The organism is Aureimonas sp. AU4 (assembly GCF_001463765.1).
Taxonomy (GTDB): Bacteria; Pseudomonadota; Alphaproteobacteria; order Rhizobiales; family Rhizobiaceae; genus Aureimonas.
The window spans coordinates 1-12,358 of sequence record NZ_BBWK01000083.1 but is presented as its reverse complement, the minus strand read 5'-3'; the positions used below and the strand labels follow the sequence as shown (position 1 = coordinate 12,358).

Annotated in this window: 11 protein-coding genes and 1 pseudogene; 10 read left to right on the top strand and 2 right to left on the bottom strand. The window is 70.6% G+C overall.

What is annotated here, in order from left to right; translation table 11 throughout:
* Positions 1–7 precede the first annotated feature (7 nt).
* On the top strand, positions 8–1,405 hold the full coding sequence (locus AUL35_RS19875) for an ammonium transporter (protein WP_062018096.1): 1,398 nt from the start codon (positions 8–10) through the stop codon (positions 1,403–1,405).
* 88 nt (positions 1,406–1,493) lie between these two features.
* Here AUL35_RS19875 and AUL35_RS19870 read toward each other — a convergent pair whose 3' ends face one another.
* Positions 1,494–1,787, bottom strand: a complete 294-nt coding sequence (locus AUL35_RS19870) for a GNAT family N-acetyltransferase (RefSeq protein ID WP_062018094.1) — start codon at positions 1,785–1,787, stop codon at positions 1,494–1,496.
* Positions 1,788–2,026: 239 nt separating this feature from the next.
* Between AUL35_RS19870 and AUL35_RS19865 the strand changes: the two genes are divergently transcribed.
* The 6 genes from AUL35_RS19865 (at position 2,027) to AUL35_RS19845 (ending at position 9,005) form a co-directional block, all read left to right on the top strand.
* Positions 2,027–5,278 carry a DNA translocase FtsK 4TM domain-containing protein gene (locus AUL35_RS19865; RefSeq protein WP_374754512.1) on the top strand — a complete coding sequence of 1,084 codons (3,252 nt, stop codon included), beginning with the start codon at positions 2,027–2,029 and terminating at the stop codon, positions 5,276–5,278.
* 835 nt (positions 5,279–6,113) lie between these two features.
* A complete protein-coding gene (locus tag AUL35_RS19860; protein WP_062018146.1) occupies positions 6,114–6,770 on the top strand; it encodes a response regulator transcription factor in 657 nt (218 codons plus the stop codon).
* 157 nt (positions 6,771–6,927) lie between these two features.
* On the top strand, positions 6,928–7,182 hold the full coding sequence (locus AUL35_RS19855; RefSeq protein WP_062018091.1) for a hypothetical protein: 255 nt from the start codon (positions 6,928–6,930) through the stop codon (positions 7,180–7,182).
* Positions 7,183–7,246: 64 nt separating this feature from the next.
* Positions 7,247–7,525: a hypothetical protein gene (locus tag AUL35_RS22975; protein WP_244493847.1), complete on the top strand. Its 279-nt coding sequence runs from the start codon at positions 7,247–7,249 to the stop codon at positions 7,523–7,525.
* Positions 7,492–8,016, top strand: a complete 525-nt coding sequence (locus AUL35_RS22970) for an ABC transporter permease (protein ID WP_306304383.1) — start codon at positions 7,492–7,494, stop codon at positions 8,014–8,016. Before AUL35_RS22975 ends, AUL35_RS22970 begins: the two co-directional genes overlap by 34 nt.
* A gap of 356 nt (positions 8,017–8,372) precedes the next feature.
* Positions 8,373–9,005 (top strand): outer-membrane lipoprotein carrier protein LolA, encoded by a 633-nt coding sequence (locus AUL35_RS19845; RefSeq protein WP_062018089.1) that lies wholly within the window; start codon positions 8,373–8,375, stop codon positions 9,003–9,005.
* Positions 9,006–9,334: 329 nt separating this feature from the next.
* Here AUL35_RS19845 and AUL35_RS19840 read toward each other — a convergent pair whose 3' ends face one another.
* A complete protein-coding gene (locus tag AUL35_RS19840; protein WP_062018087.1) occupies positions 9,335–10,219 on the bottom strand; it encodes an alpha/beta fold hydrolase in 885 nt (294 codons plus the stop codon).
* A gap of 134 nt (positions 10,220–10,353) precedes the next feature.
* Between AUL35_RS19840 and AUL35_RS19835 the strand changes: the two genes are divergently transcribed.
* The 3 genes and pseudogenes from AUL35_RS19835 to AUL35_RS19825 all read left to right on the top strand — a co-directional run.
* The gene (locus tag AUL35_RS19835) at positions 10,354–11,157 is read left to right on the top strand and encodes an exodeoxyribonuclease III (RefSeq protein WP_062018085.1); all 804 of its coding nucleotides are present in this window, start codon (positions 10,354–10,356) and stop codon (positions 11,155–11,157) included.
* A 275-nt stretch (positions 11,158–11,432) separates the two neighbouring features.
* Positions 11,433–11,888 (top strand): type III secretion system chaperone, encoded by a 456-nt coding sequence (locus AUL35_RS19830; protein ID WP_062018083.1) that lies wholly within the window; start codon positions 11,433–11,435, stop codon positions 11,886–11,888.
* Between the two features lie 28 nt (positions 11,889–11,916).
* A pseudogene (locus tag AUL35_RS19825) lies at positions 11,917–12,358 on the top strand (hypothetical protein); the annotation flags it as partial.

Below are 12,358 nucleotides of genomic sequence, written 5' to 3'. Positions count from 1 at the left end.
ACCCGTGATGCGACTTCTGAAGACCCTTTCCGCCGCGGCCCTCCTGAGCCCGCTGGCAACGCTGGCCGCGCTCGCGCAGGAGGCCGCCACGACCGGCATCGCGCCCGCGCCCGAGACCGTCACGCCCGATGCGGCCGCCGCGGTGGTCGACACGATGAACAAGGGCGACGTCGCCTGGATGCTCGTCTCGACCGTGCTGGTCCTGTTCATGATCCTGCCGGGCCTCGGCCTGTTCTACGGCGGCCTCGTGCGCGCCAAGAACATGCTCTCGGTGCTCATGCAGTGCGTGACCATCACCGCCGTGGTGGTGATCATCTACGTGCTCTACGGCTACTCCTTCGCCTTCGGCGGCTCGACCAGCGCCTTCTGGGGCGGCACGGGCAAGATGTTCCTGGCCGGCATCACCAAGGACACGATGGCGGCGACCTTCACCAAGGGCGTCGTGATCCCCGAATACGTCTTCATCGCCTTCCAGATGACGTTCGCCTGCATCACGCCGGCACTGATCGTCGGCGCCTTCGCCGAGCGCATCAAGTTCTCGGCCGTGGTGCTCTTCACCATCCTCTGGGTCACGATCGTCTACTTCCCCGTAGCCCACATGGTGTGGGACGCCAACGGCCTGATCTTCCTCGGCCAGCACGCGGGCGGCGTCGCCGCGCTCGATTTCGCCGGCGGCACGGTGGTCCACATCAACGCCGGCATCGCGGCGCTCGTCGGCTCGTTCCTGGTGGGCAAGCGCGCAGGGCTTGGCCGCGACAACATGGCCCCGCACTCCATGACGCTGACCATGGTCGGCGCCTCGATCCTGTGGGTGGGCTGGTTCGGCTTCAACGCCGGCTCCAACCTCGAGGCCAACGGCGGCGCGGCCCTCGCCATGATCAACACCTTCACGGCCACCGCGGGCGCGGCGGTCGCCTGGGTGATCATCGAGGCGATGGCGCGCGGCAAGGCCTCGATGCTGGGCGCGGTGTCGGGCATCGTGGCGGGCCTCGTGGCCGTGACGCCGGCGGCCGGCGCGGTCGGCCCGATCGGCGCGATCGTGCTCGGCGCCATCGCCTCGGCGCTCTGCTACGTCTTCGTCGCCGTGATCAAGCCCAGGGCGGGCTACGACGACTCGCTCGACGTCTTCGGCATCCATGGCGTGGGCGGCATCGTGGGCGCCATCGGCACGGGCGTCTTCGCTTCCGCCTCGCTCGGCGGCGGCGGCTACCTCGAGGGCGTCACCATGGGCGCGCAGGTCTATTCCCAGGTCGTCGCGGTGCTGATCACCGTGGTCTACAGCGGCGTCGTCTCGGCGATCCTCTACAAGATCGTCGACGTCGTGGTGGGTCTGCGCCCGACCATGGAGGCCGAGCGCGAGGGCCTCGACCTGACCAGCCACGGCGAGGTCGCCTACCACTCCTGATCGCTTCGCGACCGAAACGCCCGATCGCCTGGCGATCGCGGCATCATCGAAGGGGCCGGCGGAGCGATCCGCCGGCCCTTTTCGCGTCTCAGCCCGCGCGGGCGTCGATGTCGGCGTAGCGCTCCGGCGAGCGGTCGAAGGCGCGCGCGACATAGGAGCAGGCGGGAACGACGCTGAACCCCTTTTCGCGCGCATGGGCGACCGCCCGCTCCAGGAGCGCCTCGGCGACGCCCCGGCCCCGCAGGTGCCGCGGCACGAACGTATGGTCGAAGGCCACCACGCCGGGGCGCCCGGCGGGCCCGTAGGTCAGCTCGGCCCGGTCCGCGCCCTGGCCGGTCACGAAGGCGCCCCTCGGCCCCTGTTCCTCGTGCCTGATCTCCATGTCCTCGTCTCCCTGCCCGTGGCCTTGGAAGGGGACGCGCGAGCCCGCGCGGCGGTTCCGGAACGCCGGTTCCGCCCCCGCCCGCCCCGGGCGGTTAAAGGCCCCTTAACCGCCTTTGTTTACCTTGGGAGACGACGACGGCGCACTCCCGCGCGAGAGGGCGCGCCGCAAAATAGGCAGACAGGCGGCCGGGCCCCGCGCGCCCGGGCCGCGAAGGCAGGATTTGCGGGAACATGACCATGGCGGCAGCGGAGATCGGGGAAGCCACCGGCCACTTGCAGCGACCGGCCCGCCTGGCGGGCGGGGCGGCGCTGCTGGCGCTGGCCGGCTGGCTGGCGGTAAGTCTGGCGAGCTGGAACGTCGACGATCCCTCCTTGAGCTATGCCAACGGCAACGCGGTGCGGAACTGGGCCGGCGGCTCGGGCGCGGTGGCGGCCGACCTCGCCATGCAGGTCTTCGGCCTCGCCAGCGTGCTTCTGCCGTTGCTCCTCGTGGTGCGCTCGGCCCTGATGCTCGCGGGACGGCGTGCGGGCCGTGCCGGCGCGCGCGCCTGGTGGGCGCTGGCCGGCGTTTCGCTGGCGAGCGCGGCGCTCGGCTCGATCGAGCAGCCCGCCGGCTGGCCGCTGCCGACCGGGCTCGGCGGCGTGGTGGGCGACCTCGTCCTGCGCGTTCCCGCGCTTCTGACGGGCGGCTATCCGAGCGGAGCGGTCAGCTGGCTCTTCGCGCTTCTCTTCGCCCTGCCGGCGCTCTGGTGCCTGGCGGACGGCGGGGGCCTCGTGGGCGCGGGGCGCGGCAAGGTTTCGGCTCGCGCCGCGCGGCCGGCCGCGAATGCGGGCGCCCTCCTGGACGAGGACGACGGCGAGGGAGAAGGGCGCGCCGCGCTCCTCAAGGGCCTCGCCGCGCACTGGATGGTCTCGGCCCGCTCGGCGCTCGGTCGGGGCGTCGGCGCCCTGCGCCGGCGCGAGGACGACCCGTTCGGCCATCGCCAGTGGGACGCCGACGTGCCGCTCATGCCGCCCGCGCCCGCCCCGCGCATGCGCGAGACGAGCGCCGCCCCCGCCCGCGCGGCCCGCGTCGTGGTGGCCGAGCCGAGCTACGCCTACGAGGAGCCCGAGGACCAGTATGTCGACGAGGACGGCGTGATCCACGACGCCGCGCCTCCCGCCCATGCGTCGCCGCCGCCCGCTGCCCGCCCGGCCGCAGCCGTGCGCCAGCCGGCCGTGCCCCCCGTCTCCGCGCCGCCCGAGCCCGACGGCTTCGCCGCGCCGCGCCGCACCGTGGACACGAGCCGCGCGACCGTGCGCCACGGCCGCTCCGACTGGAACGGGATCTACAAGCTCAATCCGCGCCCGGCCGCCGTTTCGCCCGGTCCCGAGGAGGACGACGCGCCCGAGGTCTTCGCCGCCGACGAGCGCCCCGAGCCGCACGACCGCTTCGCGGACGAGGAGTTCGGCTACGACGAGCGCCACGAGGACGAGGCGGCCGAGCGCGCCGAGGACCGCGCCGACGAGCGCCGCTACGAGATCGAAGAGGACGAGGACGACGAGGACGATCGCTTCCCCACTGACGAGGACGAGGCGCTGTCGCTCGAGGAGCGCATCGCCCTGGAGGAGGCGGAAGCCGGCTTCCGGCTCGACGCCGACGAGCGCCGCGCGCCCGTTGCGGAGGAAGCCGAGGAGGCCGGCGGCTGGCGCGGGTTCATCGCCAACAACATCGTCGCCTTTCCCGGCCTGAAGCGTAGCTCCCCGAAGGCGGAGCCGGTCGCTCCGGCAGCCGCAGCGCCGCAGCGCCCGCCGGTCTCGCCGGTGCCCGCCCGCGCGCCGGGCGTGCCCGTCCAGCGGCCCGCCGCGGCCCCGCTCGACCGGGCGCCCGCGCGCGTCGTCGCCGGATCCATGCCCGTCTCGGAGACGACCTCCGCACAGTCCTCCCGCGCCCGTCTCGCCGAGCTCGGCTCGGGCGGCGCGAACCCGGAGTTCATCCTTCCCCCGATCGAGCTCCTGTCGCCCCCCAAGCCCCGCACGCGCGACAACTCGCTGACGCCCGAGATCCTGCAGGACAACGCGCGGCTGCTCGAGGGCGTCCTCGACGACTTCGGCGTGAAGGGCGAGATCATCGAGGTGCGGCCCGGTCCGGTCGTGACGCTCTACGAACTCGAACCCGCGCCCGGCATCAAGTCGAGCCGCGTGATCGGCTTGGCCGACGACATCGCCCGTTCCATGTCGGCGATCGCGGCGCGCGTCGCCGTGATCCCCGGCAAGAACGCGATCGGCATCGAATTGCCCAACCAGCGGCGCGAGACGGTCTACTTCCGCGAGATGATCGGCGCCGAGAGCTTCTCGGCGAACAAGGGCAAGCTGCCCTTGGCGCTCGGCAAGACGATCGGCGGCGAGGCGGTGATCGCGGACCTCGCCAAGATGCCCCACCTTCTGGTGGCCGGCACCACGGGCTCGGGCAAGTCGGTGTCGATCAACACCATGATCCTGAGCCTCCTCTACCGGATGAGCCCGGCCGAGTGCCGCATGATCATGATCGACCCGAAGATGCTGGAGCTGTCGATCTACGATGGCATCCCGCATCTCCTCGCCCCCGTCGTCACCGACCCCAAGAAGGCCGTGGTGGCCCTCAAGTGGACCGTCAAGGAGATGGAGGACCGCTACCGCAAGATGTCGAAGGTGGGGGTTCGCAACATCGACGGCTTCAACACGCGCGTGGCCTCCGCCATCGAGCGCGGCGAGACCATCTCGCGCACCGTCCAGACGGGCTTCGACCGCGAGACCGGCGAGCCGATCTTCGAGTCGGAGGAGTTCGACCTCCAGCCGCTGCCCTACATCGTCGTCATCATCGACGAGATGGCCGACCTGATGATGGTGGCCGGCAAGGACATCGAGGGCACGGTCCAGCGCCTCGCCCAGATGGCGCGCGCCGCCGGCATCCACGTCATCATGGCGACGCAGCGTCCCTCGGTCGACGTCATCACGGGCACGATCAAGGCGAACTTCCCGACCCGCATCTCCTTCCAGGTGACCTCGAAGATCGACTCGCGCACCATCCTGCAGGAACAGGGCGCCGAGCAGCTGCTGGGCATGGGCGACATGCTGTTCATGGCGGGCGGCGGGCGTATCCAGCGCGTCCACGGCCCCTTCGTGGATGACGCCGAGGTCGAGCAGGTCGTGCGCCACCTGAAATCGCAAGGCGTGCCGGACTATCTCGACGCCGTCCTGATCGACGAGGACGAGGAGGGCGCAGCCCCCGCCGGCGGCGGCTCGGGCGGCGCTGCGGCCGGCGGCGAGGAGGCGGCCGACCTCTACGACCAGGCGGTGGCCGTGGTCCTGCGCGACGGCAAGGCCTCCACCTCCTATGTCCAGCGCCGCCTCCAGATCGGCTACAACCGCGCGGCCTCGATCATCGAGCGCATGGAACGCGAGGGCATCGTCGGTCCCGCCAACCACGCCGGCAAGCGCGAGATCCTGGTGCCGACCGACAACGCCTGAGCCCGCCATCGGTCACACGCCGGCCTCACCCGGCTCCCGGGAGCGTCACCACCAGACCTCCCGGGAGCCGCCGCGCGTCGGGACGCGAGCTTCGAAGAGGGCAAGCGGCAGCTGCGGGCCCGGCGCATGCACCCGATAGGCCTGCTGGAGGGTTTTGGCCCGATGCGGTCGCTCGCCTGCTGACTCCGTGTCGCCTGGAAGCAGACCTGCGAGACGCCGCAGCGTCAGGTTCGACGAGGATAGATCCCGACCAAAACGCCGACGACCTGACCGAAATCAAAACCGACGGCACCGTCTCTCGGCAACCTGTCGGTATGGCCGGCCGGAGCTTTGGACGTACGGACGCTTGTGCTTCGTCAACAGGGGCATCGTTTCGAGGGCTAAGCCGAGACGGTCGCCGTCAGGTCGCCTGCAACGTCGCACAGACTGCGAGTCGGCTCGGTGTCGATCTGGACCCGGCGCTCCCTTCCACTCGCCTCCGGCAGTGCTATCCGTGGCAAGGCGAGCATCAAACGCCTTATCCTGCTGTCTCAGACCCAGGAGAAGCGTCGTGCGCAGCAGAGCATCGACCCTTTTCGCCTTTTCCCTTGCGCTCCTCGCTCCCGCGTTCGCACAAGGTGCCGCCACGACAGCCGGGAGCGACGATCCCGCGCCGCAGGCGGACCCATCGGTCGCGAAGCCCGAATGACCCGCGCGAAGCAACGACGACCCGGCGCGGCGCGGGCGGCGGATCACCGCTCCGGGTTGTCGAACATGCGACGTCATGTCACGCTAGAGCCGGATGACGGTGTCGCGCGGCGACCTTCCGCAGCGGCGCCCCAAGGCGAGGCGACGCATGGCGGACGGTCGGGTCCATCGGGTCTTCATCGTGGACGACCATCCGGTCGTCGCCTCCGGCCTGCGATCGCTGCTCTCGAACGCGCCTGACCTGACGGTCGTCGGTCAGGCCGAGGACGGGGAAAGCGCGCTGGCGCAGATCGCCCGCCTTCAGCCGGATCTGGCGATCGTCGACGGCTCCCTGCCCGGCATGTCGGGGGTCGAACTCGTGCGCCGTCTGCTCGACCGCTTCCCACGCCTGCCGACGATAGCCCTGACACGCCATAACGAGGGAGCCTATGTCCGCGCCTTCTTCCGGGCGGGAGCCAGGGGCTACGTCTCCAAGGACTCGGCGGCGGACGACCTGCTCCTGGCGATCCGCACCGTTTTGGCGGGCGGCTTCCATGCCGATCCCGCGCTGGCCTCGCAGATCCGCCCGGTCGACCTTAAGGCCCCGTCGACGGGCCGGATTCTCAGCGACCGGGAGGCGCATGTCCTGCGTCTGATCGCGGAAGGCTACGGCAACAAGGAGATCGCGGCGCGGCTCGATCTCAGCCCCAAGTCCGTCGAGACCTACCGGGCCCGGGCCTTCCAGAAGACGGGGCTGCGCAGCCGCTCCGACGTCGTTCGACTGGCCTGGGCGGAGGGCTGGTTCTCCGAGCGGCAGGAGCCCTGACCACGCAACGAACCGGTCCGCCCCGGAACCCGCGCCCTCCATGCGTCGGGCGCTTCGGGAAACGCCCCGCCCTTGCGCCTCCCGATTCCCGCTTGACGACGGTCAACACCGAACCGCACCCGGCGGCCCATGAGCGCCCCCGAAAGGCGCCTCCATCATGACCGTTCCCGACCTGGCCTCCTCGTCCCGGGCTTCCGCCGCATCGGCCGTGGAGACGGTCGCGCTGACACGCCGGTTCGGGTCGCTCGTCGCGCTCCGGGACGTGTCGCTGCGGATCGCGCTCCTCGAGCAGGGCGAACTCGTCGAGATCGGGCCGCCGGCCGCCCTCAAGGCGCGGCTGGGGCCGGATGCGGCCCTCGAGGATGTCTTCACCGCCCGCCTGCCGGCCGGATCGCAGAAGGAGGGACGCTAGGCCGACATCCGCAGGGAACGGCAGGCCGCTCGCGAACACGGATGAAGCCGGACCGGTCTGGCCGGTGGCGTCCGCCTGGCTCGCGGCCTGGGCCGTCGCCGCGGCGGAGGCCCACAAGCTGCGCCACGATCCGCTGGAGCTGGCCACCCGCTCGGTCCAGCCGCTGATCCGGCTTCTCCTGTTCGGCGATGTCATGGCGCGCGTGCGCGGGATCCAGCCGGTGGGCCTGTCCTACCGCGACGTCCTGGCGCCGGGCATCCTGTCCCGGAGCGTCCTCTTCGTCGCCATCTTCTACCGCATCGGCGCCATCTGGGAGCGGGACCTCGGTGTCGTCCAGCGCTAACTCGCCAGCCCCGCCCCGCGCTCGGCCCTCGTCTTGGGAAACGGGCGACGGCGGGCCTGCGGGCGCTCGCGCAGGCACCGGTCGTCTATGCGGCGGCCTACCTGCTGGGCGTCCACCTCAGCCTCGCGCCCCTCCATGTCCTCGGCGTCGTCCTGACGATCGGGCGGGGAGCCGCGCTCTACGCGATGCTGTCGCTGAGCATCGCCTGCCTCATGAAGAGCCGGGAGCGGTTCATGGGCATCGGGCAGTTGCTGACCATGCCGATCTTCTTCGCGAGCAGCGCCCTTTATTCCGTGACGCTGATGCCCGGGTGGCTGCAGGCGGCGGCGAGGCTGAACCCTCTCACCTACCGGGGCGACGCGCTGCGAGCGCTGATGATCGCGGGCGCCGCCACGCAGCACGGCATCGGCATCGACCTTGTGGTTCCGGCAGGCGTCAGCGCCGCGCTGACCGCTGTCGCCGCCCGCCTCTCGGGGCGCATGGGCTACTGACCGGCGTTCCGGACGAACGGCCGTTCCTGTTACGGAATGATACCGACCGGACTGTGTGATCGATCCCGACCGGATGCGGCAAGAGCAGCGTCGGCGAAGTGGGTTGCAAGAGGGGCAGGCAGCCATCCACCCGTGCCGCCGCACCCCGGGTGACGCCGGATCGGCTCCGGGTGAGGGGGCCGCGCGAAAGGGCGGAGGCCGGGGGCGCCGCGTTCAGGCCGGCGTCAGGGTGTCTCGGGCATTCTGACGACGATTTCATGCGCATTGCCGCAATGGGGCCGGGTCGGCTTCCTATATGCAACCCGACCCCTTGAGGCCGCATTCCGGCCCTGACCGCCATTCGAGGACCGACCACCATGACCACCCCACGCATCGCGGGCGCACTTCTCTCCCTCGCCCTTCTGGCCGGCACGACGCTCGGCGCCCCCACGATGGCCCGGGCGCAGGCCGCCGGCGCGGTCGCCCAGCGCGTCGCCGACCACTTCTCCTCCGTGAAGTCGATGCGCGGCGAGTTCGTGCAGTTCGACGCCGCCGGCAACCAGAGCGAGGGCACCTTCGCGCTGGAGCGCCCGGGCCGCATCCGCTTCGACTACAAGGGCACGCCCGTGCGCGTGATCGCGGACGGCTCGCAGGTCGCGGTGAACAACCGCAAGCTCAACACCTGGGACCTCTACCCGCTGTCCAAAACGCCTCTCAAGCTGCTTCTGGATCAGCGCATCGACCTGTCGGGCGCCAACATCCAGAGCGTGAAGGAAGGGCCCGACCTCACCACGATCGTGATGGGCGACAAGTCGATCTTCGGCTCGTCGCGCATCACCATGATGTTCGATCCCTCCACCTACGACCTGCGCCAGTGGACGATCCGCGACGCGCAGGGCAAGGACACGACCGTCATGATCTACAACGTCCAGGACGGGGCGAGCGTGGACAAGGACCAGTTCTCGATCCCCTACAGCCGCATCGCGACGGGCCAGACCGGCAACAAGTAGGCAGGGTGCGATCGGGCGCGGGGAAGCGTTTCACGTGAAACGTCGCCTACCGCCCTCTCGCTCGGCGAGGGAGCATGAAGGTACCGCGCCCGTCTCGCCCTTCTTCTCCTGCCGCCGACGCTTTCGGCCTGCGTCTTCCTGAGCCATGAGGTGCGACGCGCCGCCGGTGAGGCGGCCTGCTGCGGTTGCGGCTTCCACCCGCGCGCTTTGGCCTTTGCGAAATGCCGGCAGCGCCGCGACATCGAGCGCCCGGCTCTCCGGTGCGGGTCGTCGGCATTGGGGTCTATGGCGGCGGTCTTGGCGTCGCTACGGCCGCGACACTCGAGACCTCAATCCGCGAAGAAGGCGAGAAGCGCGGCCAGCGTCTCCTCGGGCGCCTCCTCCACGACGAAGTGGCCGCCCGGAACCTGCGTGCCGGTCATCTCGCCCGCGACCCAGCCGCGCCACGCATCCACAGGGTCGCCGCCCTTGGCGGGCGTTCCCTCCGCACCCCAGACCAGCAGCATGGGCGCCGCGATGCGCCGGCTCGCCTCCCGGTCGGCCCCGTCGTGCGCGCGGTCGATCGTGGCGCCCGCCCGGTAGTCCTCGCAGGCCGCGTGGATCGCTTCCGGCCGGTTGAAGGCGCGGCGGTACTCGGTGAGCGCGTCCGGCGAGAAGGCGCTCGTGGAACGGCTCGCGGTCCATCTTGCCAGCGTATGGTCGAGATAGAAGACCGGGTCCGCGCCGATCAGGCGCTCGGGCAGGGGGTTGGGCTGCGCCAGAAACGCCCAATGGTAGCTCGACAGGGCGCCGGCCGCGTCGAGGCGCTCCCACATCGCGACGGTCGGCACGATGTCGAGGACGGCGAGCCGTTCCACGGCCTCCGGATGGTCGAGCGCCATGCGGTAGGCGACGCGCCCGCCCCGGTCGTGGCCGGCGAGGCGGAAACGCTCGTGCCCGAGCTCGCGCATCGCGGCGACCATGTCGTTGCCCATGGAGCGCTTGGCATAGTGCTCGCCGCCGCGCGAGTCCGGGGCCGAGGACTGGCCGTAGCCGCGAAGGTCGGCCACCACCACCGTGAAACGCTCGGCGAGCCGGGGTGCGATTCCCGCCCACATGGCGCTGGTCTGCGGATAGCCATGGAGAAGAAGGAGCGGGGGGCCGGAGCCGGCGATGCGGCAGAAGATGTCGGCGCCCGCGCCCGGCACGATGCGCGTCTCGAAGCCTTCGAACACGTCTGGATGATCCCCGTTCCCGTCTCGTGCGGTCAACGCGCGAGGGGCCTGGACGATCCCGTGCGTGCGCCTTGCGGGGCGCGGGGGCGTCCCCCATAAGCGGCGCGACCGACCCTGCCTGGACGCCGACCTCCATGCCCTTCACGATCGCGACCTGGAACATCAACTCGGTGCGCCTGCGGCTGCCCATCGTCCAGCGGCTCCTTGCCGAGGAAGCGCCCGACGTCCTGTGCCTGCAGGAGACGAAGTGCCCGAACGAGCTCTTCCCGATCGAGGCCTTCCACGCGGCGGGCTATCCGCATGTCGCGATCCATGGCCAGAAGGGCTACCATGGCGTCGCCACCATCTCGCGCCATCCCTTCGACAACGAGGAGCGGCGCGACTTCTGCCAAGTGGGCGACTCGCGGCACCTCGCGCTGACGCTGCGCGTGGCCGAGCGGCGCATCCGCGTCCACAACCTCTACGTCCCGGCGGGCGGCGACGAGCCGGACCCGCTGGTCAACCCGAAGTTCGATCACAAGCTGCGCTTCATGGCCGAGATGCGCGCAATGCGCGCGCGGGAAGAGGAGGGCGTCTCCTCGATCCTCGTCGGCGACCTCAACGTGGCTCCCCTCGAGCACGACGTCTGGAGCCACAAGCAGCTCCTCAAGATCGTCTCGCACACGCCGGTCGAGACCGAGGAGATGCTCGCCATCATCCGGGACGGCGAGTGGCGCGACCTCCTGCGCCGCCACATCCCCGAGCCCTCCAAGCTCTACACGTGGTGGAGCTACCGGGCGAAGGACTGGGATGCCGCCGACAAGGGCCGCCGGCTCGACCACATCTGGAGCTCGCCCGACCTCGAGCCGCACCTGTCCGACGTGCGCATCCTGCGCGCGGCGCGCGGCTGGCCGCAGCCCTCCGACCACGTGCCGGTCCTGGCGACGCTGGATCTGTGAGGGCGTTCTTCCGCGAGGGCGGCCTCCACCCCCGGGTCATGCCTTGCGGTCGGCAACGGCCCGGAGCGCCCCGGCGTCATGTCGGCGGTCGGCGCATGCGAGAGTCCGGGGATGCCGGTCGGGCCGCGCTTCGACGTCATGCCCGCCGGCCGTTTCCCCGGCTGGGATCTGTGACATACGACACAATTCCCGGTCCCGATGCGCGCTAGACCGCTCCAAGGCCGGAACCTGTCCATGGTGCGCCGGCGTTCGCGTCCCCGAGCTCAGGTGTCCTCGTGCACGATATCCATCAGGCGATCGACGTTCTTCGGGACATGACCGGGCAGCCCGATCTGGCGCTGGGTGCCGGCGACCATTTCGAGATCGTCTTCGACGGGACGCCGGTCGGCTTCGTCGCGGTCGACCGTCGCCATCTCGAACTCGTCACGCTGCTGACGAGCCTGGGTACGCTTCCGGACACCCCGACGCTTCTCCAGCTCATGACGGCGAACTACCTCGGTACGGCGACCGATGCCGCCCGCCTGGCGGTCGATCCGGCCCGTCAAAGGGTGGTCCTGTGCGAGCGCCTCGATCTCACCGTGCTCGACGCGAACGGCCTGCGCGACCGCATCGCGGGCTTCCTGGCCGTCGCCGCGGTCTGGAACGGGGCAACCGGCCGCGAGCTGGCCGCCGGGCCGGTTCCGCCCAAGCCCGATCTTGCGACCGGAAGCCATTTCCTCATCCGCGGCTGAGCCGCCCATCGACTGGAGACCGTTTGTCATGGTGAACCTTCCCGGCGTCGGTGGATCGCTTCCATTCCTGCGCACGAGCCTCGGCCCGGACGAGGCCAAGAGCAATGGCGCGACCGGGACCGGCCGCATGTCCGTGCCGAACACGAACGGGGTCGGCGGAAGCACCGGAGCGTCGTCGTCGGTCGTGACGCAGCGCGGTGACGGCAGCACGACCCAGCCGTCCCATTCCGATGCGACGGTCGGGTGGATGAAGTCGAAGTTCGCGGACGCGAAACCGGCGGGTTCAGGAATCCAGATCGGCTCGGCGCGCCAGCAGGTCGAAATCCGCCAGGAAGCCAAGGACACCGACGAGATCCACTACAACAACGTGGACACGGGCGAGACGGAGACGGTCCACTACAACAACGTCGATGCCAAGGATACCGACGAGATCCACTACAACAACGTGGATGCGGGCGAGACGGAGACGA

Coding starts and splice junctions, on each gene's coding strand:
- AUL35_RS19870 (WP_062018094.1), bottom strand. CDS start 1,787: ATGGAGATCAGGCACGAGGAACAGGGGCCGAGGGGCGCCTTCGTGACC.
- AUL35_RS19835 (WP_062018085.1), top strand. CDS start 10,354: ATGCCCTTCACGATCGCGACCTGGAACATCAACTCGGTGCGCCTGCGG.
- AUL35_RS19865 (WP_374754512.1), top strand. CDS start 2,027: ATGGCGGCAGCGGAGATCGGGGAAGCCACCGGCCACTTGCAGCGACCG.
- AUL35_RS19860 (WP_062018146.1), top strand. CDS start 6,114: ATGGCGGACGGTCGGGTCCATCGGGTCTTCATCGTGGACGACCATCCG.
- AUL35_RS19875 (WP_062018096.1), top strand. CDS start 8: ATGCGACTTCTGAAGACCCTTTCCGCCGCGGCCCTCCTGAGCCCGCTG.
- AUL35_RS19845 (WP_062018089.1), top strand. CDS start 8,373: ATGACCACCCCACGCATCGCGGGCGCACTTCTCTCCCTCGCCCTTCTG.
- AUL35_RS19855 (WP_062018091.1), top strand. CDS start 6,928: ATGACCGTTCCCGACCTGGCCTCCTCGTCCCGGGCTTCCGCCGCATCG.